Origin of the sequence: Microbacterium paraoxydans (assembly GCF_018224615.1) — a bacterium.
Taxonomy (GTDB): domain Bacteria; phylum Actinomycetota; class Actinomycetes; order Actinomycetales; family Microbacteriaceae; genus Microbacterium; species Microbacterium paraoxydans_B.
Window position 1 is genome coordinate 809,612 of record NZ_JAGTUK010000001.1, and the last position, 26,037, is coordinate 835,648.

Here is a 26,037-nt window from a genome sequence, read left to right on the forward strand (position 1 = left end):
CAGACGAATTCGTGACATCCGGGCCACCGCGTGCGTCTTAGGAGTGTCGTCAGAAAAACGGCCCGCGTTCACCGACGCGGAAACACGGATGAAGGAGCTTGAGATGGCGAACGTGACTGGGGGCACCCAGCCCAAGGCTCAGGTCGTCCCGACGTCGCAGACCGCGGCGGTCGGCAAGACCACGATCGAAGACGCGGTGGTCGCGAAGATCGCCGGCATCGCGGCCCGCGAGGTCAGCGGCGTCCATGCGCTCGGCGGTGGGGCCGCCCGCATGATGGGCGCGATCCGCGACGCCCTGAACACGACCGATCTGTCGCAGGGCGTGAGCGTGGAGGTCGGCGAGACGCAGGTCGCCGTCGACGTCACGATCGTCGCCGAGTACCCCGTGTCGCTGCAGAAGGTGGCCGACGACGTGCGCGCCGCCATCCACCGGGCCATGGTCGAACTGGTCGGCATGGAGGTCGCCGAGATCAACGTGAGCGTCAACGACGTGCACATCCCCTCGGACGACGACGCCGACGCCGAGGAGGCGCGAGTCCAGTGAACGCCTCGGTGATCGGCGGAGCTGCGGCCGCGGTCCTCGCACTGACCTGGATCGTGCTGGGCTTCTGGGCGTTCCTGCTCGTGCTCCTCGCGATGCTCGTCGGCGCGGCCGCCGGGCGCATCGCCGACGGTCGCCTGGACGTGCGGGCGCTCGCCGAGGTGGTCCGCGGACGGCGGTCCTCCTCGTGAGCGTCGAGCAGACCGGGGCCTCGACGGCCGTGGCGGGGGCCACGGCCGTCGAGGCCCGCGCGCTGCACCGGCTCGCCCTCGGGATCGCCAGGGACGCGGCGAGCGTGGAGCTCGACGACGTCTCTGTCGCGCTCGGGGACCGGCGCGGCGACCTCCGGGTCACGGTGGCCGTGCCCGTCACGCTGACGGGCACGGATGATGCGACCCTCGCCGAACGCGGTGAGGCTCTGCGCGCGGCCCTCGTGCGCCGGCTCGGGGAGCTGGCGTCGCGACGGGTCGGCGCGGTCGACGTGCGGTTCACCGGAGTGCGCCGCCCGCAGGAGAGGAGAGTCGCATGACGGCGCCCGCCTCCACCCGCCGACTGCTGCGCCGGGAGACACGGTCTTCGCGCACGGCCCCGGCGACCGTGCTCGCCGCGCTCCTGGCGGTCGTGCTGCTCGGACTCCTGGGGGTCGGAGTCGCCGCGGCCGTGGATGCGGGGTTCCGCGCGGACGCGACGGCGCTGCTGGCGGACGTCGCGGAGGCGCTGCGCGTCCCGGCTGTCGCGATCGCCACGGGAGCCGTGCTGGTCGTGCTCGCCGTGCTGCTGCTGGCGCTCGCGGTCCTTCCGGGGCGCCGCGCCCGTCGCGCGCGGCTGTCGGGACGCACCGCGCTCGTGGTGGACGACGGCGTGCTGGCGGACGCGATCGCCGACGGCGTGGCCCGGCGCACGGGCGTGCCGCGGTCGCGCGTCTCGGTCACGGTGGGGCGCCGGTCGGCCACGGTGCGCCTCACCCCGACGAGCGGGGTGCCCGTGGATCGCGAAGCCGCGCAGACGGCCGCGGCCGACGTGCTGAGCGAGGTGGGCTTCGCGCTGACCCCGCGCGTGCACGTGGAGACGGAAGGAGTGGTCGGATGAGACTCACGGGATCGGTGGGGAACCGGATCGTGCTGCTCGGCGGCGGACTCGTCCTGCTCGCCGCGGGCGTCGCGCTGCTCGCGGCCGGTCTGGACGCGGCGCGGCTGCTGCCCGTCGGTGCGGCGGGGGCCGTGTCGGCGGTGGAGCGGGCGTCCGCGGAGGCTACGGCCGCGACGGTCGACCTCGGCGGAACCTGGGCGCTGCCGGTCGCGGTCGTGATCGCCGCGGTGGCGGCGCTCATCGCGGTGGTCCTGCTGCTCGCGTTCCTGTTCACGCGCGGCCGCGGCCGGGTGCGGGACGTCCTCGCGGTGCCAGGGCCGCGCGGGGCGACCACGGTGGACCGCAGTGTGGCCGATGGGGTGCTCGGGGAGACCCTGGCCGCGCGGCCCGATGTGGTGTCGGCACGGACGGTCGCGCGTCGAGCGGGCCGCCGTACCGCGATCGGACTCGTCGTGACGCCGCGGAAGGGGGCGGCTCTGGGGGCCGTCGTCGCCGCGGCCGAGTCGGCGGTGGAGGAGTGGGACCGGTTGCTCGGCACCGCGGTGCCGGTGGTCGTGCACGTCGCGGATCGCGGCTGGCGCGAGCTGTTCCGGTCCCGGCAGAGGATGCGCCGGTCGCTGGCCGGCGCGGGCGACGCGGGACAGCCTTCCCGCAGCGCCCGGACGTCGTCGGCCCCGAGAGCCGGGGTCGCGTGAGGAAAGGAGCCGCCATGAGCGGAGAGAACAAGATCAAGGCCGCCGCGGAGAAGATCGCCGGCAAGGCGAAGGAGGTCGTCGGTGAGGTCACCGACAACGACCGTCTCGTCGCCGAGGGCAAGGCCGAGCAGGCGAAGGGCGATGTGCGGAACGCCGCCGAGGATGTCAAGGACGCGTTCAAGAAGTAACCGCGCCCGCGCGGGGAGCGCCCCCGAGTGGGGCGCTTCCCGCGGCGGAGCCGTGCGCACGCTTCCGATCCGGTGGCGTGCCCGCTCCGAATCTGCAGGGGAAGCGGAACGAAGGGTGGGGGAATGGCAGCGGATCGCTCGCGCGGCGCGCTGGAACAGGCGGGCGACCACATCGTCGCCGGCCGCGCCATGGACGGCGACGTCGAGGCGTTCGCGGTGCTGGTGCGGAGGTACACGCCGATGATGCGCGCGTACACGCAGCGCATGCTGAACGCGTCGGCCGAGGTGGACGACACGGTGCAGGAGGCGTTCGTGACCGCGTGGCAGCGGTTCGGGGAGCTCGACGACCCGGCGAAGGTCAAGAGCTGGCTGATGCGGATCGTGAGCCGCAAGGCCGTCGACCGTCTCCGTCGCCACCGCCCGTCGGTCGACGTGACCGAGATCGACCGGCCGGCTCCGCTGCACGCGTCGCCGTCGGCCGTGGTGGAGGTGCGCGAGGGCGTCGCGGCGCTGGGGGCCGCGTTGCGCGAACTGCCGGAGGCGCAGCGCGAATGCTGGGTGCTGCGCGAGATGGGCGGGTACAGCTACGACGAGATCGCCGAGGAGCTCGGCGTTCCCGTCAGCACGGTGCGCGGGCTGCTGGCCCGCGCACGCGGATTCCTGATCACCCGGATGGAGGCGTGGCGATGAACGACGACCACGAGAACCCGGACCTGCGCGGACTCGGTCTGGACCCGGCCGACCTCGACGGCCACACGATCGAGGAGCTCGACGACTACCTCGAGGCGGGACGCGAGCCGCGCATCGCCTCGATCGAGGAGTCGCCGGGGTGCCAGCTCGCGCTCGACGCCCTGGAGCGGCTGCGCGGGCTCGGTGGCGCGCTGATGGCGGCCGACACGGCCGCGGAGCCCGAGGTCGAGGAGGGCTGGGTGGACCGCATCCTGAACGGGATCGCGCTGGACGCCAGAGCCGGACGGCGCATCCCTTTCACGTCGGACGACCCCGCCGTGGAACTGGCCATCACCGAGGGGGCCGTGCGGGGCCTGGTGCGCGCAGCCGAGGAGGCGGTGCCCGGCGTGCTCGTCGGACGCTGCCGGCTGGAGGGCGACGTCACGACGCCCGGGGCGCCGGTGCGCGTGGAGATCGATGCGAGCGTGTTGCACGGGCAGCCGATCCGCGGGCTCGCGGATCGGTTGCGCACCGAGGTGGCCGCGCGGCTGCGCCAGCACACCGAACTGGCGGTCGCCGCGATCGACGTGACCGTCAAGGACATCAGGGAGGTGTCGTGATGACGCAGGATCCGGCCATGGACGGCGAGGCCCGTCGGGAGCTGTCGGCGCGCATCGAGCAGGCCCTCCGCGCTCAGGAGGGCGTCCGCGGGGTGTACCGCTCCGGTTCGCTGATCTCGAACCTGATCAGGGCCGGAGCAGCGGCGCTCAGCGGGACGCGCGAGGGCGAGCCGATCGTCTCGGTGGCCTCCGGGCCGGGCGGGGTCGCGGTCGAGGCCTCGCTCGGGGTGGACGCGGGCGCGGCGTCGGGAGAGGTGCTGCGGGACGCCTACGCCGCGGTGGACGCGGTGCTCGCGGCGCACGGGCGCGAACGAGAGAGCATCACGCTCGTGGTGGCCTACGTGCAGGCGCCCCGTGCCGTGGAGGGACGGGGCGCCGCGGAGCCCGTGGGCGTGGAGCCCCGCTGACCGTCGGGTCGGCGGGGCTCCGGCGGACTCACGCGATCGCGCGCAGCCCCTCCACGAGCGGCGTGGTCGGGCGGCCGATCAGCCGCGCGAGCGTGCCGTCGGTCTCGGCCAGCGCGCCCCCGCGGATGCCGGCGTCGAGCGCGACCACGAAGCCCGCCGTGCCCTCGTCGAGCCCGGCCTCCCGCAGCGCCGCGAGCTGCTGCTCCTCGGTCAGCGACACGAAGGTGACCTCGCGCCCGGTGACCTCGGCGATCGCGGCGGCGAGCTCGGCGTAGTCCCAGGCGACGTCGCCGCCGAGCTCGTACACCGCGCCCGTGTGTCCGTCCTCCAGGGCGACCACGGCGGCGGCTTCGGCGAAGTCGGCACGGTTGGCGGAGGCCACGCGGCCGTCGCCGGTACCCGAGGCGAGCACGCCGGTCTCGGCCGCGCGGGCCAGGTCGGCGGCGTAGTTCTCCGTGTACCAGTTGTTGCGCAGGATCACGGCGGGAATGCCGGACGCCGCGATCAGCTCCTCCGTGGCCTTGTGCTCGGGGGCGAGGACGAGGTCGCTCGTGGTGGCCCTCGGGGCGCTCGTGTACACGAGCTTCGAGACGCCGGCGGCCGCGGCGGCGTCGATCACGGCGCGGTGCTGCTCGACGCGGCGGCCGACCTCGGAGCCCGACACGAGCACGACCGTGTCGATGCCGTCGAGGGCGGCGGCGACCGTGGCCGGGTCGTCGTAGTCGAGCGGCACGACGCGCACGCCGAGGTCGGCGGCCTTGGCCACGTCGCGCGCGCCGGCGACGATCGATTCCGGGTCGGCGCCGCGGGCGAGGAGGGCGGCGATGATGAGGCGTCCGAGGTGTCCCGTGGCTCCGGCGACGAGGGTGGTGGTCATGTGGCGGTCCTTCCGTAGGTGAACACCTGGCCCAACCCGCGCGGGCCCCTGGCGCATTCCGCCCAACCGGTACCCACTTTGGCGTAAGGTACCTACATGTCGGTGAGTTTTGCGGAAATCCGGGAGTCTTCGCCCACGGTGTTCGACCAGGGTTGCGGGACCCGCGTGGTGCTCGACCACATCATGAGCAAGTGGGGCGTGCTGGTGCTGTCGTGTCTGTCGGACGGCACGCGGCGCTGGGGCGAGCTGCGGCGGGAGGTCGACGGCATCAGCGAGAAGATGCTGGCCACCACGCTGCGCACGCTGTCGGCCGACGGCCTGGTGCACCGCGAATCGCTGCCGACCGTGCCGCCGCACGTGGAGTACAGCCTCACCCCGCTGGGGCGCGATCTGATGGAGCGGATGCTGCCGTTGATGGAGTGGGTCGCGACGCACGCCGACGGGATGCTCGGTCGGGACTGATCCCACGGATTCCGTTGTGAGATGACGGGGCTTGGTCGGAATCCGTCGTCCAAAGAAAAGGATTGACGGGATACCGCAGGTCGTCGTACTGTCTCAGCATGGCAACGACGCCCATCCACCTTGAACGACCCGACGGCAAGGGGCTGGCCGCAGGCACCCTCGGCCTGTGGGGATCCACCGTCATCGGTCTCGCCTCCACGGCACCCGTCTACTCCCTCGTCGCGACGCTCGGCTTCGTGGTGCTCGCAGTGGGGGCGCAGGCGCCGATCGCGTTCGTGATCGCCTTCGTGCCGATGCTGCTGATCGCCTTCGCCTACCGCGAGCTCAACAACGCCGTGCCCGACTGCGGAACCACCTTCACCTGGGGCACCAAGGCGTTCGGGCCGTGGGTGGGCTGGATGGGCGGCTGGGGCGTCGCGGTGGCCGGCATGGTCGTGCTCGCCAACCTCGCCCAGATCGCCTCCGTCTACTTCTGGTCGCTGCTCGGCCAGGACCTGGAGAACAACGACTGGCGGATCATCGTGGTCGCGGTGCTCTTCATCGCGGCCATGACCTGGGTCAGCTGGCGCGGTGTCGAGATCGGCGAGCGCATCCAGAACATCCTGCTGGCCGTGCAGTACCTGGCCCTGGCGATCTTCGTGGTCGCCGCCCTGTGGCAGTTCTTCACCGGCGATGCACCGGACGCGACCCCGTTCTCGTGGGAGTGGCTGAACCCGTTCGGCTTCACCGACTGGTCGGGCTTCACCGAGGCGATCCTGCTGGCCCTGTTCATCTACTGGGGCTGGGACACGTGCCTGGCGCTCAACGAGGAGACCAAGGACCCCAAGCGCATCCCCGGCCGCGCGGCCGTGCTCACCTGCGTGATCCTGCTCGTCACCTACGTGTCGGTGACGATCGCGGCCATGATGTACGCCGGTCTCGGCGCCGACGGCACGGGCCTGGGCAACGAGGCCAACGCGGACGACTTCTTCCTCGCCATCAAGGACGGCCTGCTGGGTCCATTCGGCTGGGTGCTCGTGGTCTCGGTGATCATCTCCGCGATCTCGTCGACGCAGACGACCATCCTCCCGACCGCCCGCGGCACGCTCGCGATGGGCGTGTACCGTGCCCTGCCGGCGAAGTTCAAGGAGGTGCACCCCGTCTACAAGACGCCGTCGTTCTCGACCATCGTGATGGGCGTGGTCGCCTCGGCGTACTACGTGGGCATGACGCTCATCAGCGACAACATCCTGCAGGACTCGATCCTGTCGCTCGGCCTCGCCATCGCGTTCTACTACGCCATCACCGGGTTCGCGTGCGTCTGGTACTTCCGTGCCGACCTGTTCCGCTCGGCGCGCGACTTCTTCTTCAAGGGGCTGTTCCCGCTCGTCGGGGCCGTGCTGCTGACCGGCGCGTTCGTGCAGTCGGCGATCGACATGTGGGACGTCGACTACGGCTACACCGTGCTGTTCGGTATCGGCGGCACGTTCGTGATCGGCATCGGCTCGCTCGCGATCGGCCTGGTGCTGATGTTCCTGTGGTTCCTGTTCCCGCGGTCGAAGCGCTTCTTCCGCGGCGAGAGCCTCAACCGCGACACCGAGGTGATGGTGCCCGACGAGCCGGGAGCGACGATCCGCTCGGTCGACGGCGGCATCTGAGGGGCGTCCGGCCGCGGGCGCGCGCGGGGCTTGTCCTAGGCTGGCCTCGTGCGCATCCGGCTCGACATCGCCTACGACGGCACCCATTTCCGCGGCTGGGCGAAGCAGCCGACGCTCCGCACCGTGCAGGGCACGCTGGAGGCGGCGCTCGCCCGGATCGTCGGCTCGGACGTGCAGTTCGTGGTGGCCGGACGCACCGACGCCGGCGTGCACGCGAGCGGACAGGTCGCGCACGTCGACCTGGACGAGCGGCAGTGGTCGCGCATCGAGGCCAGGCATGGCCGGGCGGCGGAGGATCCGGCCGGTTCGATCGCCGGTCGCATGCGGGGCGTGCTCGGGGCCTACTCCGACGTGACCGTCACCCGGTCCTCCGCGGCGCCCGAGGGGTTCGACGCCCGGTTCTCGGCGGTGTGGCGGCGCTACCGGTACCGCCTCGCCGACGGTGCGGCGGGCTACGACCCCCTGCGCCGCGCCGACACCACGAGCATCCGCGGCCGGCTCGACGAGGGCGCGATGGACGCGGCGGCGCGCACCCTGATCGGGCTGCACGACTTCGCCGCCTACTGCAAGCCGCGCGAGGAGGCCACGACCATCCGGACCCTGCTCGACTACCGCTGGGCCCGCGACGCGGACGGCGTGCTGGTGGCGGAGGTCAAGGCCGACGCGTTCTGCCACAGCATGGTGCGCGCGCTCGTCGGCGCGTGCGCGGCCGTGGGGGAGGGGCGCCTGGGCGTGGACGACCTGGTGATCCTGCGCGACGCCCTGACCAGGACCAGCGAGTTCAAGGTGCTCGCGGCGCGCGGGCTCACGCTCACCGAGGTCGGCTACCCCGCGGACGAGCAGCTGGCCGCCAGGGCGGCGCAGACCCGTGCGCGCCGCGACCGCGAGTCGGACTGATCCGGATCCCGGTCACAGCAGGGGCGGGTAGCGTTGGCACGGTCATGAAGGTCATCTCCTACAACCTGCGCAAGCACCGGGCGGCCGGGGAGCTGGCGACGCTCGTCGGCGACCACGACCCCGACATCCTGTGCCTGCAGGAGTGCGACGTGCCCGAGCTGCCCGACCGCATCGGCGGACTCGTGCTGGCCGACGCCACGCAGGGCAATCGCCTCGGTCTCGCGCTGTTCTACCGCGAGAGCACGTACCGGCTGCAGGGCATCCGCACGCTCGGGCTGAAGAAGTCGTTGCACGACCGCATCGCCAAGCCCGCGCACGAGCGGGTGCTCGGGGCGCGGCTGCGCGACATCGACGACGGCGGCGAGTTCATCGTGGCGTCGTTCCACGCGGCGCCCCTGACCGCTCTGAACTCGCTGCGACGCCACCAGATCCGGGCGGCGCTGACCGAGCTCGCGAGCCTGGGCGACGGCCTGCCGCAGCTGATGGTCGGCGACTACAACTACCCCGTGTTCAAGGAGAACCTGGGCCAGGCGGTGCGCGACCACGGCTACGCGCTGTCCCTCAGCGACGACCACACGTACACGCGCTACCGCGTGTTCCGCGGGCACTACGACTTCGCCACCTCCACGGGCTTCGAGATCGAGCGGATCACCACGCTGCCGCAGGGGTCGAGCGACCATCGTCCGATCCTGGTGACGGTGCGCCCCGACTGACCGCCGGTTTGGCCGCGGGGCCGTCCGTGGCGTATGCTGACTCTTTGGTGCCCTTCCCTGTACTGCGAGGAAGACGCACATCCGAACGTGAGCCCTCCACTGGCGTGTTCCTCCCTGTCGGGAAGAACCACCCCGGAGTGGGATTCACGAACACCTCCGTTCGACAAGAAAGCAGCACTATCGTGACGCGCACTTACACCCCCAAGGCTGGCGAAGTCCAGCGCGACTGGGTCGTCATCGACGCCACCGACGTCGTCCTCGGCCGTCTGGCTTCGCACGCCGCTACGCTCCTGCGTGGCAAGCACAAGCCGACCTTCGCCAACCACATCGACTCGGGTGACTTCGTCATCATCGTGAACGCCGACAAGGTCGCGCTCACGGGTCAGAAGCTCCAGAAGAAGATCGCCTACCGTCACTCGGGCTACCCGGGTGGTCTGAAGGCCGTCAACTACGCCGAGCTGCTCGAGAAGAACCCGGTCCGCGCCGTGGAGAAGGCCATCCGTGGCATGCTCCCGAAGAACAGCCTGGGCCGCCAGCAGCTGTCGAAGCTGAAGGTGTACGCCGGTGCCGAGCACCCGCACGCCGCTCAGCAGCCCCAGCCGTACACCCTCGACCAGGTCGCCCAGTAAGCGCCGTACAGACTAAGGACATACTCGTGGCTGACATCCAGGACACCACCGAAAACCTCCAGAACTTCTCGACCTCGACCCCCGAGACCGACGCAGTCGAGGCGGCTCCCCGCCCCGTGCTGAGCGTTCCGGGCGCCGCTGTCGGCCGTCGCAAGCAGGCCATCGCCCGCGTGCGTCTGGTTCCCGGCTCGGGCACCATCACGGTCAACGGCCGCACGCTCGAGGACTACTTCCCGAACAAGCTGCACCAGCAGCTGATCAACGACCCGTTCACCGCGCTGAACCTCGCCGGTGCCTACGACGTGATCGCCCGCATCTCGGGTGGTGGCGACTCCGGCCAGGCCGGCGCGCTGCGTCTCGGCATCGCGCGTGCCCTCAACGGCATCGACGCGGAGAACAACCGTCCGACCCTGAAGAAGGCCGGCTTCCTGTCGCGCGACGCTCGCGTCAAGGAGCGCAAGAAGGCCGGACTCAAGAAGGCCCGTAAGGCGCCTCAGTACTCGAAGCGTTAAGGTCCACTGCTCCGATGCCGATCTTTGGCACGGACGGCGTGCGAGGACTCGCCAATGGCATCCTCACCGCCGACCTGGCGCTCACCCTGGCCCAGGCGACTGCTGTCGTCCTGGGCCAGGGGCGTACCGCGGAGGCTCGCAAAGCCGAAGGCAAGCGACTCACCGCCGTGGTCGCCCGCGACCCTCGGGTCTCCGGGCACTTCCTCACCGCAGCCGTCTCGGCGGGGCTCGCGTCCTCGGGCGTCGACGTGCTCGAGGCCGGGGTCATCCCGACGCCCGCGCTCGCGTTCCTGGTGGCCGACCGCGACGCCGACTTCGGGGTGATGATCTCCGCATCGCACAACGCGGCGCCCGACAACGGCATCAAGATCTTCGCCCGCGGCGGCCGCAAGCTGCCCGACATCGTCGAGCAGCGCATCGAGGAGGCCATGCACGGCGAGAAGCTGCGCCCCACCGGCGCGGGCGTCGGTCGCATCGACCGCTTCTCCGACGCCGAGGACCGCTACGTCGTGCACCTGCTCGGCTCGCTGCCGCACCGCCTGGAGGGCATCCACGTGGTGCTCGACTGCGCGCACGGCGCCGCGTCCGGCGTCTCCCCGGAGACGTTCCGCGATGCGGGGGCCGAGGTGACCGTGATCGGCGCCGACCCCGACGGCTGGAACATCAACGACGGCGTCGGCTCCACGCACCTGGAGAACCTCGCCGAGGCCGTGGTGCGGCTGGGCGCCGACGTGGGTATCGCGCACGACGGCGACGCCGATCGCTGCCTCGCGGTCGACGCGAACGGCACGGTCGTCGACGGCGACCAGATCATGGCGATCCTCGCGCTGTCCATGAAGGAGCGGGGCGTCCTCACCGACGACACGCTCGTGGCCACGGTCATGAGCAACCTGGGCCTGCACGTCGCGATGCGCGAACACGGCATCACCGTGCGCCAGACCGCCGTGGGCGACCGGTACGTGCTCGAAGACATGAATGAGGGCGGTTACGCGCTCGGCGGCGAGCAGTCCGGTCATGTGATCATGAGCGAGTACGCGACCACCGGCGACGGGCTCCTCACAGGACTGCACCTGGTGTCGGAGATGGCGCGTCAGGGCAAGTCCCTCGCCGAGCTCGCCTCGGTCATGACGGTGTATCCGCAGCTGCTGATCAACGTGCGCGACGTCGACAAGGATCGCGTCGCCGACGACGAGGTCGTGCAGCAGGCGGTGCGTGACGTCGAGGCCGAGCTGGGTGACACCGGGCGCGTGCTGCTGCGCAAGTCCGGGACCGAGCCGCTCGTGCGTGTCATGGTCGAGGCCGCCGACTCGGAGTCCGCTCGCGTCTACGCGGAGCGTCTCGCCGCCGTGGTGCAGGAGCGCCTCGCGCTCTGATCCTGCTCTCGTGCAACGGCCGGTCGCCCTGTGGCGGCCGGCCGTTCGCGTTCCCGTGACCCGGAGCTCTCGCGACCCGAAACCGGATCAGGGGGCGGCGCAGATACGGAAGTAGCCGCTGTCGGCGAGGGTCTCGGTGGTGCAGGCTCCGCCCGTGAGACGTGGGACCTGCGCCATGGCCGGGGCATCCGCGAGGCCCAGGTGTGCGCCCGTGAGCACGATCGGCGCGACCGCCGCCCCCCACGGGTCCGCGGCGAGCCACTCCACGTCGTTGTCCGCCACCCACGCCGTGAGCGGGGCGACCGCGGCGCGCTGTCCCTCCAGGGTCACGTCGCGCGGGGAGAAGCACGACGCCACATGCGTGACCGCCCCGCCCGCGACGATCGCGGCCAGGACCGCCGCCCCCGCGATGCCCGCGAGGCGCACGAACCCGCGGCGCGGCAGCAGCGGCACAGCCCAGAGCGCGACCGCGGCGAGCACCGGGAAGAACGCCAGCACCCCGGGCGCCGGATGCCGCACCCACAGCGGCAGCCGCGACGCCGTGGCCCACCATCCCACGAAGGCGAGCGCGCCGATGAGAGCAGCGAGCGCGTAGGCGATCACGATGCGCTCGGCGTCGGTGGCCGTGCGCCAGCGTCGCACCACCCCTGTCACGACGAGCGCGAGCGCGATCACCGCTGCGACCACGGCGAGCACGCCCGGCAGCGACCACGAGTCGGCCAGCGTGCCGAGCTTCTGCAGCACCGAGGTGGCGGCGTCCCCCTGGCCGCCGCTGCGCACGAACTGCACGAGCGCGCGCAGGTGCTCCACGAACCCTGCCGGCCCGAGTGACAGCAGCGCCGCGAGCTCCACGAGCGCGGTCGGCACCGCCACGAGCAGCAGCGGCAGCCAGGAGCGTCGCAGGGTGTCGCGCAGCCGCGCCCAGCCGGTGCCGTCCGACAGCACCCACAGCGCGACCGCGAACGCGGGCAGCACGAGCAGCGCGATGAGCTTCGCCTGCACCGCGAGGCCCACCAGCAGCCCGGCCAGCCAGGCGCGACGCGGCAGCACGACCAGCGCCCACACGATCAGGGCGGCGGCGGGGATCTCGCCGAGCAGATCCGCGGGGCCCTGGATGGGGGAGACACCGGCGCTCGCGGTGAACGCCAGCGGCACCGTGACCGCGAGGAGCGCACCCCATCGGCCGGCGATGCGGCGGCCGAGCAGCCACAGCCCCGCCAGGAGCAGCACCCAGAACGCGAGCGGCACCAGTCGCGCCGCCAGTACCGGGTCCATCCCGGTCGCGAGGGTCGCGGCGACCGGCAGCAGCACGACCGGTCCGGTGGAGATCCGCGGATCGAACGGCGTGATGACCGAGCCGGACAGGGCGCCGTCGCTCGCGTAGCCGAGGCCGGCGAGCAGATTGCGCGGCACGGTCAGGTTGAACGCCTCGTCCTCCCAGAACCGCCACACGGTGAGGCTGTGCCAGGCGAGGATCGCGTGTCCTGCCAGCAGGGCGGCCGCGGCCGCCCAGAACAGGATCGTGCGCGTCCGCGTCATCGCGCGACGGGCTCCGGGCGCCGCACGGCGCGCAGCGGGGCGGACGGCCGCAGCGACAGCTCCCACGCCTCGCCGAGCGCGGCGCGGACGAACAGGCGAAGGCGCTTCGGGGGCAGCGTCACGCCCGCACCGCGACCCCACATGGTGCCCGTGGAGGACTCACCCCGGCGCGGGATGCTGGCGACGCGGAGGTAGCGCACGCGGAACCCGGCCCTGGCCTCGGCGAGCGAGAAGTGCACGTGCGGCACGGTCGCGTCGGCCGGGACGGCGTCGAGCAGCACCCGCAGCGCCTCGGGACGGTAGGCGCGCAGAGGGGTGTTCACGTCGGGGATGCGGCGCCCGGCGGCGAGAGCGATCAGGAGCCCGACGGCCCCGGTGAGGCTCTTGCGGTACCAGGGGTCGGTGCGGCCGTCGCGCACGCCGTGCACCACGTCGGCCTCCTCGGCCACGAGCGCGCCGATCAGCCGGGGGAAGTCGCTGCCGAGGAACTGCCCGTCGCCGTCGACGTGCACCAGCACCTCGGGCTCGGCGGCGAGCCCGGCGCGGTAGGCGGCCAGCGCGGTGGGGCCGTGCCCGCGATTGGCCGGCTGCACCACGACCGTCGTGTCGGCCACCTCGTCGAACGTGCTCGCGGTGGCATCGGTCGACCGGTCGTCGGCGATGTGGAAGGACACGGTGTCGGCGAGCGGCGCCACCGCGGCGCGGATCTCGTCGACGAATCCCTCGATGCCCTCCGCCTCGTTGTAGGCGGGCATGACGATGGCGAGATGGCGGAGAGTCACGGAGTCCTCGGATGGGGGTGGCGGGGCGCGGGCGCGTTCAGGAAGTAGCCTAGTTGAGCCATGAATCCTCCCTCACGACTGCGCCGCCTCGCCGGTGTCGGAAGCCGGTTCCTCGTCGTCGGTGCCGTGAGCACCCTGATCGAGGTCGGCGTGTTCAACCTTCTCGTGTACGTGTGGGGCTGGGACGTGGTCGCCGCGAAGATCGTCGCGTCCCTCGTCGCGCTCATCAACGCCTACATCGGCAACCGCGAGTGGACGTTCCGGCACCGCGACCGTCGCGGCCGCGTGTCCGAGGTGGTCCTGTTCCTCGCGACGAACGCCGCGTGCACCGCGCTCGGCGCCGCCCTGGTGTGGGTGGGCGTGGAAGCCGCGACGGGCATCCTCGGCCGCGCCCCGGGCGCCATCGCGGTCAACGCCGTGAACCTCACCAGCATCGTGATCGTGGTGCTGCTGCGCTTCGTGCTCTACCACGGCGTGGTGTTCCGGGTCGCGCCCAAGGCCTGAACGGCCCGCGCCCGGATCAGGCGCGGACCCTGGCCGGCTTCGCCGTGCGGGACTTCCGCGTGCGACCGCGCTTCGACGCGTGCCGCCCCGAGTGGATCGGGGTGCCGTCGGCGTCGTGCGTGGCACCGTACGTGTACGCGCCGTAGCCGTAGCTGTCCGGTCCCTTGGTGGGCAGCATGGTCACGACGATGCCGAGCAGCCCGACGCCCGCGGTCTCGAGAGCGCGCACCGCGCCAGAGAGCTCCTGCTTCCTGGTCTTGCCCGAGGCGGCGGCGAGGATCACGCCGCGCGTCTTGGCGCCCACGACCGCGGCATCCGTCACGAGCAGCAGCGGCGGTGCATCGATCAGGACGTAGTCGAAGTACTCGCCGAGCGAGGCGAGCACCTGGTCCATCGCGGCCGAGCCGAGCAGCTCGCTCGGGTTCGGCGGCACCTGGCCGCTGGGCAGGAGGTACAGGTCGGTGGTGCCCCACTTCTGCAGGGCGTCGGCCATGTCCATGCGCCCGATCAGCACGTCGGTGAGGCCAGCCCCGCCCTCGATGCCCATGTAGTCCGCGACCCGGGGGAGGCGCAGATCGCCGTCGACGAGCGCGACCCTCGCCCCGGTCTCCGCGAGCGCGATGGCGAGGTTGGCGGTGGTCGTGGACTTCCCCTCGCCGGGGCCGGCGCTGGAGACGACGAAGATCCGCGGCCCCGCGTCGAGGTTCAGGAACTGAAGGTTGGTGCGCAGGCTGCGGAAGGACTCCGCGCGGGGGCTGCGCGGGTCGGCGTGCACGATCAGCGGACGCTTGGTGGCCTCGGGGTCGTACGCGATGCCGCCGAGCACGGGACGCTCGGTGAGGGCTTCGATGTCGTGGAGGGTGTGGATACGGTTGTCGAGCACGGTGCGCAGCATCGCCACGGCAACGCCCAGGGCCAGCCCGATGATGCCGCCGAGGATGACCAGCAGTCGCACGTTCGGGCTGGTGGGGGCCGTGGGCACCTCTGCCGGCTCGGTCACGGTGATGCGCACGGGGCTCACCGCGTCCTCCACGGCGGGCTGCTCGAGCGTGTTCTGCACGGCGTCCTGGAAGCTGACGGCGACCGCGTTGGCGATGTCGGCCGCGCGCTGCGCATCGCCGTCCGTGGCGGTCACGTCGATCAGCACGGTGTTCAGCGGCGTGGTCGCGGTGACGCGGCTGCTGAGCTCGGCGACCGTGTCGTCCAGGCCCAGTTCCTCGATCACGGGCTCGAGCACGAGGGCGGTGCCGACCACGTCGACGTAGCTGGTCACCATCTGCCGAGCGAACGTCGTGCCCTGCACCAGGTCTCCCGTCGCGGCACCCTCGGTGCGCACCGACACGTACAGCTGCGTGGAGGCGACGTACTTGGGCTGCTGGAGCGCCGCGTACCCGGCACCGCCCGCGAGGCCGAGGAGGAGCAGGACCAGGATCAGGATCCAGTTCCGGTGCAGGATGCGCACATAGTCGCGAAGTTCCACGCGGCAGATTCCTTCTGTTGCTGGGCGGCTCCCCCACTTCGGTGAACCGCAGAGTCAAATCCCGTCATTGTCCCACAGGGTGGGCGCCGCGCCGGACGGGTCGATCAGCGTGGCGCGGCGGCGGCGTACGAGGCCTGGGCGGTGTGCTCCCGGCGGCCCAGCGGGGCCTTCGTGAGCACGGTGCCGAGCACGCGGGCGTCGACCGCCTCGATGCTCTTCGCGGCCGCCGCGAGCCGCCCCGCCTGCGTCGCTCCGGCGGCCGCGATCAGCAGGGCCCCCGTGGTCACGCGTGCGATCACGGCGGCGTCGGTCACGAGCAGCAGCGGAGGGGCGTCGATCACGACCACGTCGAACGCCTCGCTCGTCGCGTCGACCAGGTGCTGCATGGCGGGGGAGCCGAGCAGTTCCGCCGGGTTGGGCGGCACGGTGCCGGCGGGGAGCAGGAACAGCGAGCTGCGGCCCCAGCGCTGCACCACGTCGTTCAGCCGCACGCGTCCGGCGAGCACGTCGCTCAGCCCGATGCCGCCCTCGATGCCGAAGTACTCCGCCACGCGCGGCAGCCGCAGGTCGGCGTCGATCAGGGCGACCCGGTGCCCGGCGTCCGCGAACGCGAGGGCGAGGTTCGCGGCGGTCGTGGACTTGCCCTCGCCGGGCCCGGAGCTGGTGACGACGAACACGCCCTTCCCGTTCTCGAACAGGAAACGGACGTTCGTGCGGAGACTCCGGTAGGCCTCGGCTCGCGCGCTCTGCGGAGCCGAGCTGACGGCCAGCGGGCGGTCGACCGTGTCCGGGTCGAGGGGGATCTGCCCCAGCAGCGGAACCGACACGGCGGCCTGCACATCGGCGGCCGTCCGCACGCGCTGATCGAGCAGCGAGCGCAGGAGGGCCACGGCGAGACCGGCCGCCAGACCGACGATCCCGCCGACCACGAGCATCAGCTGGGTGTTGGGCGCGACCGGGGCGGTGGGCACCTGGGCGGCCTGCAGGGTGACGATGTGGATCGAGTAGGAGGTCTCCTGCTCGCGCAGCTCGAGCGTGTCGGACACGACGGCGGAGAAGCTGTCGGCGATGCCGTTCGCGACCCGGGCCGCCTGACCGGGGTTCGTGTCGTTCACGCGGATCGAGAGGATCGCGCTGTTGAGCTGTGTGGACGCGTCGGCGGACGCGGCGAGCTCGGCGCGGTCGACGTCGAGCCCGAGGTCGTCGATCACACGGTCGAGCACGATCGAGCTGGTGACGATGTCGCGGTACGTCTGCACGACCTGGTTGGCGTAGCTCGTCGCGAGGGCGCGCTCGGTGGGGCTCGCGGTCTCGCCGAGCTGCACCGTGACCATCACCTCGGTGGTGGCCTGGTAGCGCTGCGGCGTGAGCATCGCGATCAGGGCTCCGACGGACAGCCCGATCACGGCGCCGGCCAGGATGATGACGAGCTGGCGGCGCAGGACCCGGAGGTAGTCCTGGAACTGCATGGTTCTCCCGTGCTCGGTCGTGCGGATCGGGGGTATCGTCTCCTGAGACTACCCACTCCCCGAAGGGCAGCATGACGGCACTCCGCGATCTCTTCCCCGATGGTCCGCGCTCGGATCACCGTGCGGACGTCGTGCTCGACGACACGCGCACCCGGTCGCGTCTGCGCGAACTGGTCGGTGAGCCGCGCCGGGCAGGATCGGCGCCCGCGCCGCTGGCCGACACGCGGGAGCTCGCGCGCATGGCGGAGGCCGCGGCGCGCACGGCCGTGCCGTTCACGGCGGAGGCAGCCCGGCCGACCCGCGGGCCCCGGCGTCCTCGTCGCCGTCCCGACCTGCTGACCTCGTCCGCCGTCGCGCTCGCGGTGCTCGCGGTCGCGGCGGCCCTCACGGTGGGCGGCATCCAGGCGGCGACCGCGAGTCCGGCGGCGAGCGCCCTCGAATCGCTGCAGGCCGACGAGGCGGCCATCCAGAACGCGCATCAGGCTCTCACCTCCGCGCGCGACGCGCTCGTGGCCGATCTGGGGGCGCAGACCGCGGAGGCGACCGCGCTGCGCACGGCGATCGTGGACACCGCCACAGTGCGGGATCCCGCGTCCTCCGACGACGAGGATGTGCTGCCGGTGGCCGATCAGGCCCTCGAGCAGGGTGCCGTCGCGGCGCTCGATACCTACCTCGCGGGGCTGGCGGCGGTGGCCGTGCCCGAGCTGCCCGCCGAGTATCGCCGCGCCGACATCGACGAGGACTCGCTCGTGGACGTGGGGCGGGCGATCGACGAGGCGCAGGACGACCTGGACGTGCTCGACCAGGCGACGGCGGAGATGCGCACGATCCGCACGGCGTTCGATGCGCTGCGACCCGCCGCGACCCCGCCCGTGACGGCCTACCTCGCCTCGTTCGTGCCGGCGGCGGCGGAGGCGACGGCCGAACAGCAGCGGGCGGAGGAGTCGTTCCGCACCGCCGTGACCGATGCCGCTGCGGCGGTCGCGGCCGCCGACCCGTGGACGACCGCGGGGCAGGCCGCGCTGGCGACGTACCGCGACGCGTTCGCCGCGCTGCTCGACGATCAACTCCGCGCCGAGATCGACCAGCAGCGCGCCGACACGCAGCGCCGGCAGGGCGGACAGTCCGACGGGCAGCAGGACCAGCCCTCGGACGGCGCCACCCCGCCCCCGACCGACCCGGGCACGGGCGGAGAGACCCCGCCCGAAGGAACAGACCCGCCGGCCGGCTGAACGCGCCAATAACGCACGGACCTGCTCGTTCCCTGTGAGAGCATATGTCCAGGGGAGTGAAGAAAGTCCGGAGGGGGCGAAACACTCGTGAGCAAGAAGGACGCGGGGCTCGACGTGTCCGCCGGCGAGATCTCGATTCTGGCCGAGGGCTCCGTCACGCAGCGCCGACGACGGCGGCTGGCCGCGGTCGTCGACGGCCTGGCGTGGAGCTTCGGCGTGGTGATCGCGATCGCGCTGCGGTTCGAGCTCCGGATGGATGCCGACTCCTGGATCGCGACCATGGTGCTCGCGATCGTCGCCGGTGCGATCCAGATCGTGGTCGGTTACGTCACGGCCCTGTACCGCGGCCGCTTCACGTACGGCTCGTTCGACGAGGTCAGGACCCTGGCACTCATCGTGGTCATCGAGGCGCTGCTGCTCTCGGTGGCCCTCATCCCGATCGGGCCGGTCGTGGGGATCCCCCGCGGAACCCTGATGCTCGCCTTCCCGTTCGTGCTGCTGCTGATGTTCGGCGTGCGCTACGCCGCTCGCCTGCTGATCGAACGCTCCCGCAAGCCGGGCGCCGACGCCGAACCCGCGCTCATCATCGGCGCCGGTTTCATCGGCGACAAGCTGCTCGCCAACATGACCACCGACCCCAACTCGCCGATCCGCCCGGTGGGGCTGCTGGACGACGATCCCGACAAGCGCAACCTGCGCCTGCGCGGCGTCTCGGTCGTGGGAACCACGCGCGAACTCGCCGAGGCGGCGCAGCGCACCGGGGCCAAGCTGGCGGTCATCGCGATCGCCCGCGCCGACAGCACCCTGCTGCGCACCCTCGCCGACCGCGCCGAGGCGGCCGGGCTGCGCGTGGCGGTCACGCCGACGCTGGAGATGATGACCTCGGGCGAGAAGGCCCTGACCGACGTCCGCGACATCAGCATCGAGGACCTGATCGGCCGGCACCCCGTCGACACCAACGTCGAGCTGATCGCCGGCTACATCACCGGCCGGCGCGTGCTGGTCACCGGGGCGGGCGGCTCGATCGGCTCGGAACTGTGCCGGCAGATCGCCAAGTACGGCCCGCGGGAACTGATCATGGTCGACCGCGACGAGACCGGCCTCCAGGTCGCCCAGCTCGGCACCGCGGGGCACGGTCTGCTCGACACGAACGACGTGGTGCTGGCCGACATCCGCGACACCGCCACGCTCGACCGCATCTTCCTCGAACGGCAGCCCGAGGTCGTGTTCCACGCCGCGGCGCTCAAGCACCTGCCGATGCTGGAGCAGTACCCCGACGAGGCATGGAAGACCAACGTCATCGGCACGCTCAACGTCATCAACGCGGCGCGCCGGGTGGGCGTCTCCACCTTCGTCAACATCTCCACCGACAAGGCTGCGAACCCCACGAGCGTGCTGGGTCACTCCAAGCGCGTCGCCGAGAAGCTCACGGCGTGGGCGGGGGAGGAGACCGGCATGCGGTACCTTTCGGTGCGGTTCGGGAACGTGATCGGCAGCCGCGGGTCGATGCTTCCCACGTTCCAGCGCCTGATCGCGGAGGGGCGGCCCATCACGGTCACGCACCCGCAGGCCACGCGGTACTTCATGACCATCCCCGAGGCGTGCCAGCTCGTGGTGCAGGCGGGCGGCATCGGACGTGCGGGCGAGGTGCTCATCCTCGACATGGGCGAGCCGGTGTCGATCCTCGAGGTCGCCAAGCGCATGATCGCGATGTCGGGCAAGAACATCGAGATCGTCTTCACCGGTCTGCGGCCCGGCGAGAAGCTCCACGAGGAGCTCGTCGGCTCCCGCGAGAACCTGGAGCGTCCGTTCCATCCCAAGGTGTCGCACACCCGCGCCGACACCATCACCCCCGAGCGGCTCGACAAGGACGGGTGGATGCAGCGGATGTTCTCGACGCCGCGCGTCAACGACACCGTGACGATCGAGCCCGTGCACATCGGAAAGGCATCCCAGGAGTGAGCGAGCGGATCTACATGTCGTCGCCGGACGTCGGCGAGGCGGAGGAGCAGGCCGTGGTCGCGGCCATGCGATCGGGGTGGATCGCCCCGCTCGGCCCCGACGTGGACGCGTTCGAGCGCGAGCTCGCCGACCGCGTGGGCGTGGCGCACGGGGTGGCACTCAGCTCGGGCACCGCGGCGCTGCACCTCGGGCTGCTGGCGCTGGGGGTGCAGCGGGGCGACGTCGTGCTCACGTCGTCGATGACCTTCGCCGCGACCGCCAACGCGATCGTCTACACCGGCGCCGAGCCGTACTTCATCGACGCGGATCCGCGCACCGGCAACATGGACGTGGCGCTGCTGCGCGAGGCCCTGGCCGAACTGCGTGACGCGGGAGAGCGGGTGGCGGCGATCGTGCCGGTCGACCTGCTGGGCAAGGCCGTGGACTACACCGGGATCCTCGCGGCCGCGGAGGAGTACGGCGTGCCCGTGCTGGCCGACGCGGCGGAGTCGCTGGGGGCCAGCCACGCGGGTCGCGCGACCGGCAGCTTCGGCCGCGCCTCGGTCGTGTCGTTCAACGGCAACAAGATCATGACCACGTCGGGCGGCGGCATGCTGCTGACCGACGACGCCGAGCTGGCCCAGCACGTCCGCTACCTGGCGACGCAGGCGAGGCAGCCGGTGGTGCACTACGAGCACACCGACATCGGCTACAACTACCGCATGAGCAACCTGCTCGCGGCCCTCGGTCGCGCCCAGCTCGCCCGGCTCGACGCGATGATCGCCCGCCGCCGCGAGATGCGCGAGCTGTACAAGCAGCTGTTCGCCGAGGTGGACGGCGTCGAGGTGTTCGGCGCCGAGGGCGACGAGCACGACAACGTGTGGCTCACGTCGATCCTGGTCGACCCCGCCGTGACTGGCTGGGAGCCGTCCGAGCTGGCCGCGGCCCTGACCGCCGACAGCATCGAGAGCCGCCCGCTGTGGAAGCCCATGCACGCCCAGCCCGTGTTCGCGCAGGCGCGGCGCAAGAGCAGCGGCGCCTCGGAGTCGCTGTTCGCACGCGGTCTCACGCTGCCCAGCGGCTCGGCCCTGACCGACCAGCAGCGCGAGCGCGTGGTCACGGCGATCCGCGGCTTCCTGGACCGATGAGCGCCCGCTTCCGCCCGTACGACGCGGTCAAGCGCGCACTCGACATCGTGGTCTCCGCGGTCGCCCTCGTGCTGCTCTCCCCGGTGATCGCGGCGACCGCGGTGCTCGTGGCCGTGCGGCTCGGGCGGCCCGTGGTGTTCGCGCAGCCGCGCCCTGGACGCGACGGCCGCATCTTCACGCTCTACAAGTTCCGCTCCATGCGCCCCGTCGACCCCGCCCGCGGGTGGGTGACCGACGCCGAGCGGCTCACGCCCTTCGGCGCCCGGCTGCGCTCGACCAGCCTGGACGAGCTGCCGAGCCTGTGGAACGTGCTCCGCGGCGACATGAGCATCGTGGGTCCGCGGCCGCTGCTGGTGGAGTATCTCGACCGGTACACGCCGGAGCAGGCCCGGCGGCACGAGGTACGACCGGGCATCACGGGGCTCGCGCAGGTGACGGGGCGCAATGCCGTCACGTGGGAGAGCCGTTTCGCGCAGGACGTGCGGTACGTCGATCGGCGCAGCGTCGGTCTGGACCTGCGGATCGTGATCGCCACGGTCGGTTCGGTCGTGCGGCGCGACGGCATCTCCGCCGACGGGCACGCGACCATGAGCAGGTTCGGAGAGGCGCATGGCTGAGCGGATCGTGGTGCTGGGCGCGGGCGGCTTCGGCCGCGAGACGCTCGACGTGGTGGCGGCGCTGATCGCGGAGGGGGAGGCGCTCGAGCTCCTCGGGGTGGTCGACGCGGGCCCGCGCGCCGTGGACCTGGAACGCCTCGCCGCGCGGGGCGTGCGGTTCCTCGGCGGCGAGGACGAATGGCTGCCCCACGCGGTCGGCGACGAGCGGTTCGTCGTGGCGATCGGCGCACCGCACGTGCGGCGCCGGGTCGCGGAGCGCCTGCGTGCGTCGGGTCTGCGGGCCGCGACGCTGATCCACCCGCGTGCCGTGATCGGCACGCAGACGCGGATCGGGGAGGGCGTGGTGATCGCGGCGGGCGTGCAGGTGTCGACCAACGTGACCCTGGGCGACCACGTGCACCTCAACCCCGCGAGCATCATCGGGCACGACGCGGTGCTCGCCGACCACGTGTCGGTCAACCCGGGGGCGATCGTATCGGGCACCGTGACCGTCGAGACCGGCACCCTGCTCGGGGCCGGATCCGTGGTGCTGCAGGGGCTCACGGTGGGCGCCGGTGCCACGGTCGGTGCGGCCGCGTGCGTCACGAGAGACGTCGCCGCGGGAACCACGGTCGTCGGCGTCCCGGCGCGGGTGCTGGCGAAGGAGCCCGGCGCGTGAGGGTCCTGATCGTCTCGCAGTACTATCCGCCGGAGGCCGTGCCGCTGCCGGCCGATCTGGCGCACGGGCTCGCGCAGCGCGGGCATCAGGTGAAGGTGCTCACGGGCTATCCCAACTACCCGACCGGGCGGGTGTTCCCCGGCTACCGGCAGCGGTGGCGCTCCACGGAGGACGACGGCGGCGTGCAGGTGTGGCGGGTGCCGCTGTTCGCGGACCATTCGCAGAGCGCCGTGCGCCGGCTGCTGAACTACGCCTCGTTCGCGCTCAGCTCGGCCACCGCACGGCGCCTGTCCCGCGGGGCCGACGTCGTGTACGTGTACGCCACGCAGATGACGGCGGGGTTCGGCCCGTGGCTGTGGCGCGTGACCGGAGGACGCCCGTACGTGCTGCACGTGCAGGACCTGTGGCCCGACTCCATCGTCGGCTCCTCGATGATGACGGGCGGCACGAAGGCGAAGGTCGTGTCCGGTGTGCTGGGGCCCTGGCTGCGCAGCGCCTACCGCCGGGCGGGTGCCGTGATCGGGATCGCGCCGACCATGGTGAGCACGCTCGTGTCGCGCGGTGCCCCTGCCGAACGCACCCACCTCGTGTACAACTGGGCCGACGCGGGCGAGCCCGTGTCCCCGGCGCTTCCCCCGGCGGAGCGTGACCGCGCGGTCGTGGTCTATGCCGGCAACGTGGGCGACATGCAGGATCTCGCGACCGCCGTGCACGCCGCTCATGCCGCCGCCGATGCGGGCGTGGAGCTGACGATCGTGGGAGACGGCGTGCTCAAGCCCGAGCTCCAGGCCCTCGCGACCCGCCTCGGCGCCCACAACGTGCGCTTCCTCGACCCGGTGCCGCGCGAGCGCATGGCGGAGGTCTACGCCGCCGCCGACTACGCGCTGGTGTCGCTCAAGGACATGCCGGTCTTCCGCGGCACGATCCCGTCCAAGCTGCAGGCCGTGCTGTCCGCGGGCCTTCCCGTCATCACGACCGTGCAGGGCGACGTGCGCGGGCTCGTGGAGGGGGCTGCGGCCGGGCTCACCGCGGACGCGGAGGACGTAGGCTCGATGGCGGACGCCTTCCGTGCCGCCGCCGCCCTCCCCGCCGAGGAGCGGGCCGCCATGGGCCGCCGCGGCCGCGACCTGTACGACACCAGCTTCTCCCGCGACTCCGGGATATCCACGATCGAACGGCTGCTCACGGCGGCCGCGAAGGGAACGGGCACACGATGAGCGACTCCTACAACGGCGCGCGGGTCCTGGTCACGGGCGGTACCGGCTCGTTCGGGCACACCGTGGCGCGCAAGCTGCTCGAGCGCGATGTCGCCGAGATCCGCATCTTCAGCCGCGACGAGGCCAAGCAGGACCTCATGCGGCACGAGGTGCGCGACTCCCGGCTGCGGTTCTACGTGGGTGACGTGCGCGACTACGACAGCGTGGAGCGGGCGACGCGCGACGTGGACTTCATCTTCCACGCGGCCGCGCTCAAGCAGGTGCCCTCGTGCGAGTTCTTCCCGATGGAGGCCGTGCGCACCAACGTGCACGGCAGCGAGAACGTGGTGCGCGCCGCCGACCGCAACGGGGTGTCCTCGGTCGTCGCGCTCAGCACCGACAAGGCCGTGTACCCGGTGAACGCGATGGGCATGTCGAAGGCGCTGATGGAGAAGGTGGCGCAGTCGCACGGCCTGAACAACCCGAACACCGCCACCACGGTGTCGTGCGTGCGGTACGGCAACGTGATGTACTCGCGCGGCTCCGTCATCCCGCTGTTCATCCGCCAGCTCAAGTCGGGCGGGAACATCACGGTCACGAACCCCGAGATGACCCGGTTCATGATGTCGCTCGCGCACTCGGTCGACCTGGTCGAGTTCGCGTTCCGCAACGCGCAGCAGGGCGACCTGTTCGTGCGCAAGGCGAAGGCCACGTCGATCGGCACGCTCGCGCAGGCGGTGCTGAACCTGTTCCGCTCCGACGCGACGATCGAGGTGATCGGCACCCGGCACGCGGAGAAGCTGTCCGAGGCGCTCGCGACGCGCGAGGAGCTGTCGCGCGCGCGGGACATGGGCGACTACTTCCGCGTGGTGGCCGACAACCGCGACCTGAACTACAGCGTGTACTTCGAGGAGGGCGACGTCGCCCAGAGCCGCTTCGAGGACTACGACTCGCACACCGTCGAGCAGATGGCGGTGGAGGAGGTCGAGGAGCTGCTGCTGACGCTGCCGGAGGTGCGCGCCGAGCTGCGGGCGGCCGGACTCCCGGAGACCCGCGGGACGCAGGCGTGACCCGGTTCGCGGTCACCGGGGCCGGCGGGTTCCTGGGCTGGCACCTGCGCGGCGCGCTGCAGGAAGCGGGCGTCGAGGTCTCGCCGATCGCGCTCGGCTCCGGGTTCGACGCGGCCGCCGCGACCGCCGCGCTCGACGGCGCCGACCGCGTGATCCACATCGCGGGCGTCAACCGCGGCACCGACGAGGAGGTCGGCGACGGCAACCGGGTGTTCGCGGAGCAGCTCGCGGAGGCGCTGCGTGCCGCGCCACAGCCGCCGAGCGTCGTCGTGTTCGCCAACTCGATCCAGGCCGGCAACGGCTCGGTGTACGGCGAGGCCAAGGCCGCCGCGGCCGGTGTGCTCGCGGACGCGGCGGAGGCGATCGGCGCGGAGTTCGTCGACGTGCGGCTGCCGAACCTGTTCGGTGAGCACGGACGGCCGTTCTACAACGCGGTCACCGCGACCTTCAGCCACCTGATCGCGGCCGGCGAGCAGCCCGCGGTCGAGCAGGACAGGGAGCTCACGCTGCTGCACGCGCAGGACGCGGCCGACGTGCTGCGCGGGGTCGTGCCGGTCGCGGCGATGGCCGAGCGGGAGCGCCACGAGACCGTCACGGGACTGCTGGCGCGACTCCAGGGCTACGCGCAGCTGTACGGCCGCGGCGAGATCCCGAGCGTGGCGGACGACTTCGACCGCGACCTGTTCAACACCTACCGCTCGTACACGTTCCCGGCGCAGTCGCCCATCGACCTGACCCGGCACGCCGATGCGCGCGGCTCCTTCTTCGAGATCATCCGGTCGCACGGAGGACCGGGCCAGTCGTCGTTCTCCACGACCGTGCCCGGCGTGACGCGCGGCGACCACTTCCACCGCCGCAAGATCGAACGGTTCACGGTGCTGCAGGGGCGGGCCCGCATCTCGCTGCGCCGCCTGTACTCTGAGGAGGTCGTGTCGTTCGAGGTCTCGGGCGAGGCGCCCGGCGCGGTCGACATGCCGACCCTGTGGGCGCACAACATCACGAACATCGGTGACGACGTGCTCTACACGTCGTTCTGGACGAACGACATCTTCGACCCCGCGAACCCCGACACGATTGCCGAGGCAGTGTGAC

At 72.0% G+C, this 26,037-nt stretch carries 30 protein-coding genes; 25 read left to right on the forward strand and 5 right to left on the reverse strand.

The genetic code is table 11. The features are described 5' to 3' along the window. Nucleotides 1–103 precede the first annotated feature (103 nt). The 9 genes from KE274_RS03815 (at nucleotide 104) to KE274_RS03855 (ending at nucleotide 4,209) form a co-directional block, all read left to right on the forward strand. A complete protein-coding gene (locus tag KE274_RS03815; RefSeq protein ID WP_211541324.1) occupies nucleotides 104–544 on the forward strand; it encodes an Asp23/Gls24 family envelope stress response protein in 441 nt (146 codons plus the stop codon). After that, nucleotides 541–732: a DUF2273 domain-containing protein gene (locus KE274_RS03820; RefSeq protein WP_136031662.1), complete on the forward strand. Its 192-nt coding sequence runs from the start codon at nucleotides 541–543 to the stop codon at nucleotides 730–732. Before KE274_RS03815 ends, KE274_RS03820 begins: the two co-directional genes overlap by 4 nt. After that, a complete protein-coding gene (locus tag KE274_RS03825) occupies nucleotides 729–1,070 on the forward strand; it encodes a hypothetical protein (RefSeq protein ID WP_211541325.1) in 342 nt (113 codons plus the stop codon). The genes KE274_RS03820 and KE274_RS03825 overlap by 4 nt, the downstream gene beginning before the upstream one ends. After that, nucleotides 1,067–1,630 (forward strand): DUF6286 domain-containing protein, encoded by a 564-nt coding sequence (locus tag KE274_RS03830; RefSeq protein WP_211541326.1) that lies wholly within the window; start codon nucleotides 1,067–1,069, stop codon nucleotides 1,628–1,630. The genes KE274_RS03825 and KE274_RS03830 overlap by 4 nt, the downstream gene beginning before the upstream one ends. Further along, nucleotides 1,627–2,325, forward strand: a complete 699-nt coding sequence (locus KE274_RS03835; protein ID WP_211541327.1) for a hypothetical protein — start codon at nucleotides 1,627–1,629, stop codon at nucleotides 2,323–2,325. The genes KE274_RS03830 and KE274_RS03835 overlap by 4 nt, the downstream gene beginning before the upstream one ends. A 14-nt stretch (nucleotides 2,326–2,339) precedes the next feature. Beyond that, nucleotides 2,340–2,513 carry a CsbD family protein gene (locus tag KE274_RS03840; RefSeq protein WP_136031698.1) on the forward strand — a complete coding sequence of 58 codons (174 nt, stop codon included), beginning with the start codon at nucleotides 2,340–2,342 and terminating at the stop codon, nucleotides 2,511–2,513. A 123-nt stretch (nucleotides 2,514–2,636) separates the two neighbouring features. Beyond that, nucleotides 2,637–3,203: an RNA polymerase sigma factor gene (locus tag KE274_RS03845; protein WP_211541328.1), complete on the forward strand. Its 567-nt coding sequence runs from the start codon at nucleotides 2,637–2,639 to the stop codon at nucleotides 3,201–3,203. Further along, complete coding sequence (locus tag KE274_RS03850) at nucleotides 3,200–3,802, forward strand: Asp23/Gls24 family envelope stress response protein (RefSeq protein ID WP_211541329.1); 603 nt, start codon at nucleotides 3,200–3,202, stop codon at nucleotides 3,800–3,802. The genes KE274_RS03845 and KE274_RS03850 overlap by 4 nt, the downstream gene beginning before the upstream one ends. Beyond that, the gene (locus tag KE274_RS03855; RefSeq protein WP_249185833.1) at nucleotides 3,802–4,209 is read left to right on the forward strand and encodes a hypothetical protein; all 408 of its coding nucleotides are present in this window, start codon (nucleotides 3,802–3,804) and stop codon (nucleotides 4,207–4,209) included. The genes KE274_RS03850 and KE274_RS03855 overlap by 1 nt, the downstream gene beginning before the upstream one ends. Nucleotides 4,210–4,237: 28 nt before the next feature. Here KE274_RS03855 and KE274_RS03860 read toward each other — a convergent pair whose 3' ends face one another. Further along, entirely contained in the window at nucleotides 4,238–5,086 is an 849-nt protein-coding gene (locus KE274_RS03860; protein ID WP_211541330.1) for an SDR family oxidoreductase, read from the reverse strand. 96 nt (nucleotides 5,087–5,182) lie between these two features. Here KE274_RS03860 and KE274_RS03865 point away from each other — a divergent pair, with 96 nt between their 5' ends. From KE274_RS03865 to glmM, 7 genes are all read left to right on the forward strand, one after another. Then, nucleotides 5,183–5,548 (forward strand): winged helix-turn-helix transcriptional regulator, encoded by a 366-nt coding sequence (locus KE274_RS03865; protein WP_211541331.1) that lies wholly within the window; start codon nucleotides 5,183–5,185, stop codon nucleotides 5,546–5,548. A 98-nt stretch (nucleotides 5,549–5,646) separates the two neighbouring features. Next, nucleotides 5,647–7,185, forward strand: coding sequence for an APC family permease (locus tag KE274_RS03870; RefSeq protein WP_211541332.1), 1,539 nt, complete (start codon nucleotides 5,647–5,649; stop codon nucleotides 7,183–7,185). Between the two features lie 48 nt (nucleotides 7,186–7,233). Further along, on the forward strand, nucleotides 7,234–8,082 hold the full coding sequence (truA, locus tag KE274_RS03875; RefSeq protein ID WP_211541333.1) for a tRNA pseudouridine(38-40) synthase TruA: 849 nt from the start codon (nucleotides 7,234–7,236) through the stop codon (nucleotides 8,080–8,082). A gap of 44 nt (nucleotides 8,083–8,126) precedes the next feature. Beyond that, complete coding sequence (locus KE274_RS03880; RefSeq protein ID WP_211541334.1) at nucleotides 8,127–8,795, forward strand: endonuclease/exonuclease/phosphatase family protein; 669 nt, start codon at nucleotides 8,127–8,129, stop codon at nucleotides 8,793–8,795. Between the two features lie 182 nt (nucleotides 8,796–8,977). Further along, nucleotides 8,978–9,424 (forward strand): 50S ribosomal protein L13, encoded by a 447-nt coding sequence (rplM, locus tag KE274_RS03885; RefSeq protein ID WP_211541335.1) that lies wholly within the window; start codon nucleotides 8,978–8,980, stop codon nucleotides 9,422–9,424. A 26-nt stretch (nucleotides 9,425–9,450) separates the two neighbouring features. Then, nucleotides 9,451–9,936 carry a 30S ribosomal protein S9 gene (gene rpsI, locus KE274_RS03890; RefSeq protein WP_101847253.1) on the forward strand — a complete coding sequence of 162 codons (486 nt, stop codon included), beginning with the start codon at nucleotides 9,451–9,453 and terminating at the stop codon, nucleotides 9,934–9,936. 14 nt (nucleotides 9,937–9,950) lie between these two features. After that, on the forward strand, nucleotides 9,951–11,309 hold the full coding sequence (glmM, locus tag KE274_RS03895; protein ID WP_211541336.1) for a phosphoglucosamine mutase: 1,359 nt from the start codon (nucleotides 9,951–9,953) through the stop codon (nucleotides 11,307–11,309). 87 nt (nucleotides 11,310–11,396) lie between these two features. On the opposite strand, the gene KE274_RS03900 is transcribed toward glmM, so the two are convergent. Both KE274_RS03900 and KE274_RS03905 read right to left on the reverse strand, forming a co-directional pair. Beyond that, nucleotides 11,397–12,848, reverse strand: coding sequence for a hypothetical protein (locus KE274_RS03900; protein ID WP_211541337.1), 1,452 nt, complete (start codon nucleotides 12,846–12,848; stop codon nucleotides 11,397–11,399). Further along, complete coding sequence (locus KE274_RS03905; protein WP_211541338.1) at nucleotides 12,845–13,630, reverse strand: glycosyltransferase family 2 protein; 786 nt, start codon at nucleotides 13,628–13,630, stop codon at nucleotides 12,845–12,847. Before KE274_RS03905 ends, KE274_RS03900 begins: the two co-directional genes overlap by 4 nt. A 60-nt stretch (nucleotides 13,631–13,690) precedes the next feature. Here KE274_RS03905 and KE274_RS03910 point away from each other — a divergent pair, with 60 nt between their 5' ends. Then, entirely contained in the window at nucleotides 13,691–14,134 is a 444-nt protein-coding gene (locus KE274_RS03910; protein ID WP_211541339.1) for a GtrA family protein, read from the forward strand. Nucleotides 14,135–14,150: 16 nt separating this feature from the next. Here KE274_RS03910 and KE274_RS03915 read toward each other — a convergent pair whose 3' ends face one another. Both KE274_RS03915 and KE274_RS03920 read right to left on the reverse strand, forming a co-directional pair. After that, nucleotides 14,151–15,614 carry a polysaccharide biosynthesis tyrosine autokinase gene (locus tag KE274_RS03915; RefSeq protein WP_211541340.1) on the reverse strand — a complete coding sequence of 488 codons (1,464 nt, stop codon included), beginning with the start codon at nucleotides 15,612–15,614 and terminating at the stop codon, nucleotides 14,151–14,153. Between the two features lie 104 nt (nucleotides 15,615–15,718). Then, a complete protein-coding gene (locus KE274_RS03920) occupies nucleotides 15,719–17,083 on the reverse strand; it encodes a polysaccharide biosynthesis tyrosine autokinase (RefSeq protein ID WP_211541341.1) in 1,365 nt (454 codons plus the stop codon). Between the two features lie 71 nt (nucleotides 17,084–17,154). On the opposite strand from KE274_RS03920, the gene KE274_RS03925 reads away from it, so the two are divergent. From KE274_RS03925 to KE274_RS03960, 8 genes are all read left to right on the forward strand, one after another. Next, the gene (locus KE274_RS03925) at nucleotides 17,155–18,315 is read left to right on the forward strand and encodes a hypothetical protein (protein WP_211541342.1); all 1,161 of its coding nucleotides are present in this window, start codon (nucleotides 17,155–17,157) and stop codon (nucleotides 18,313–18,315) included. An 87-nt stretch (nucleotides 18,316–18,402) separates the two neighbouring features. Next, a complete protein-coding gene (locus KE274_RS03930; RefSeq protein WP_307872141.1) occupies nucleotides 18,403–20,277 on the forward strand; it encodes a polysaccharide biosynthesis protein in 1,875 nt (624 codons plus the stop codon). Continuing rightward, a complete protein-coding gene (locus tag KE274_RS03935; RefSeq protein WP_211541343.1) occupies nucleotides 20,274–21,404 on the forward strand; it encodes a DegT/DnrJ/EryC1/StrS family aminotransferase in 1,131 nt (376 codons plus the stop codon). Before KE274_RS03930 ends, KE274_RS03935 begins: the two co-directional genes overlap by 4 nt. Continuing rightward, nucleotides 21,401–22,021 carry a sugar transferase gene (locus KE274_RS03940; RefSeq protein WP_211541344.1) on the forward strand — a complete coding sequence of 207 codons (621 nt, stop codon included), beginning with the start codon at nucleotides 21,401–21,403 and terminating at the stop codon, nucleotides 22,019–22,021. Before KE274_RS03935 ends, KE274_RS03940 begins: the two co-directional genes overlap by 4 nt. Next, nucleotides 22,014–22,679, forward strand: coding sequence for a NeuD/PglB/VioB family sugar acetyltransferase (locus KE274_RS03945; RefSeq protein ID WP_211541345.1), 666 nt, complete (start codon nucleotides 22,014–22,016; stop codon nucleotides 22,677–22,679). The genes KE274_RS03940 and KE274_RS03945 overlap by 8 nt, the downstream gene beginning before the upstream one ends. Continuing rightward, nucleotides 22,676–23,896 carry a glycosyltransferase family 4 protein gene (locus tag KE274_RS03950; protein ID WP_211541346.1) on the forward strand — a complete coding sequence of 407 codons (1,221 nt, stop codon included), beginning with the start codon at nucleotides 22,676–22,678 and terminating at the stop codon, nucleotides 23,894–23,896. The genes KE274_RS03945 and KE274_RS03950 overlap by 4 nt, the downstream gene beginning before the upstream one ends. Continuing rightward, complete coding sequence (locus tag KE274_RS03955; protein WP_211541347.1) at nucleotides 23,893–24,945, forward strand: polysaccharide biosynthesis protein; 1,053 nt, start codon at nucleotides 23,893–23,895, stop codon at nucleotides 24,943–24,945. Before KE274_RS03950 ends, KE274_RS03955 begins: the two co-directional genes overlap by 4 nt. Further along, nucleotides 24,942–26,036 carry a polysaccharide biosynthesis C-terminal domain-containing protein gene (locus KE274_RS03960; RefSeq protein WP_211541348.1) on the forward strand — a complete coding sequence of 365 codons (1,095 nt, stop codon included), beginning with the start codon at nucleotides 24,942–24,944 and terminating at the stop codon, nucleotides 26,034–26,036. Before KE274_RS03955 ends, KE274_RS03960 begins: the two co-directional genes overlap by 4 nt. Nucleotide 26,037 lies beyond the last annotated feature (1 nt).

What these genes read in the sequence shown, in the direction of transcription:
- KE274_RS03815 (WP_211541324.1), top strand. Translation starts at nt 104, where the DNA reads ATGGCGAACGTGACTGGGGGCACCCAGCCCAAGGCTCAGGTCGTCCCG.
- KE274_RS03860 (WP_211541330.1), bottom strand. Translation starts at nt 5,086, where the DNA reads ATGACCACCACCCTCGTCGCCGGAGCCACGGGACACCTCGGACGCCTC.
- glmM (WP_211541336.1), top strand. Translation starts at nt 9,951, where the DNA reads ATGCCGATCTTTGGCACGGACGGCGTGCGAGGACTCGCCAATGGCATC.
- KE274_RS03870 (WP_211541332.1), top strand. Translation starts at nt 5,647, where the DNA reads ATGGCAACGACGCCCATCCACCTTGAACGACCCGACGGCAAGGGGCTG.
- KE274_RS03920 (WP_211541341.1), bottom strand. Translation starts at nt 17,083, where the DNA reads ATGCAGTTCCAGGACTACCTCCGGGTCCTGCGCCGCCAGCTCGTCATC.
- KE274_RS03850 (WP_211541329.1), top strand. Translation starts at nt 3,200, where the DNA reads ATGAACGACGACCACGAGAACCCGGACCTGCGCGGACTCGGTCTGGAC.
- KE274_RS03840 (WP_136031698.1), top strand. Translation starts at nt 2,340, where the DNA reads ATGAGCGGAGAGAACAAGATCAAGGCCGCCGCGGAGAAGATCGCCGGC.
- KE274_RS03955 (WP_211541347.1), top strand. Translation starts at nt 23,893, where the DNA reads ATGAGCGACTCCTACAACGGCGCGCGGGTCCTGGTCACGGGCGGTACC.
- KE274_RS03940 (WP_211541344.1), top strand. Translation starts at nt 21,401, where the DNA reads ATGAGCGCCCGCTTCCGCCCGTACGACGCGGTCAAGCGCGCACTCGAC.
- KE274_RS03910 (WP_211541339.1), top strand. Translation starts at nt 13,691, where the DNA reads ATGAATCCTCCCTCACGACTGCGCCGCCTCGCCGGTGTCGGAAGCCGG.
- KE274_RS03845 (WP_211541328.1), top strand. Translation starts at nt 2,637, where the DNA reads ATGGCAGCGGATCGCTCGCGCGGCGCGCTGGAACAGGCGGGCGACCAC.
- KE274_RS03855 (WP_249185833.1), top strand. Translation starts at nt 3,802, where the DNA reads ATGACGCAGGATCCGGCCATGGACGGCGAGGCCCGTCGGGAGCTGTCG.
- KE274_RS03945 (WP_211541345.1), top strand. Translation starts at nt 22,014, where the DNA reads ATGGCTGAGCGGATCGTGGTGCTGGGCGCGGGCGGCTTCGGCCGCGAG.
- KE274_RS03865 (WP_211541331.1), top strand. Translation starts at nt 5,183, where the DNA reads ATGTCGGTGAGTTTTGCGGAAATCCGGGAGTCTTCGCCCACGGTGTTC.
- KE274_RS03925 (WP_211541342.1), top strand. Translation starts at nt 17,155, where the DNA reads ATGACGGCACTCCGCGATCTCTTCCCCGATGGTCCGCGCTCGGATCAC.
- KE274_RS03880 (WP_211541334.1), top strand. Translation starts at nt 8,127, where the DNA reads ATGAAGGTCATCTCCTACAACCTGCGCAAGCACCGGGCGGCCGGGGAG.
- KE274_RS03830 (WP_211541326.1), top strand. Translation starts at nt 1,067, where the DNA reads ATGACGGCGCCCGCCTCCACCCGCCGACTGCTGCGCCGGGAGACACGG.
- KE274_RS03900 (WP_211541337.1), bottom strand. Translation starts at nt 12,848, where the DNA reads ATGACGCGGACGCGCACGATCCTGTTCTGGGCGGCCGCGGCCGCCCTG.
- KE274_RS03835 (WP_211541327.1), top strand. Translation starts at nt 1,627, where the DNA reads ATGAGACTCACGGGATCGGTGGGGAACCGGATCGTGCTGCTCGGCGGC.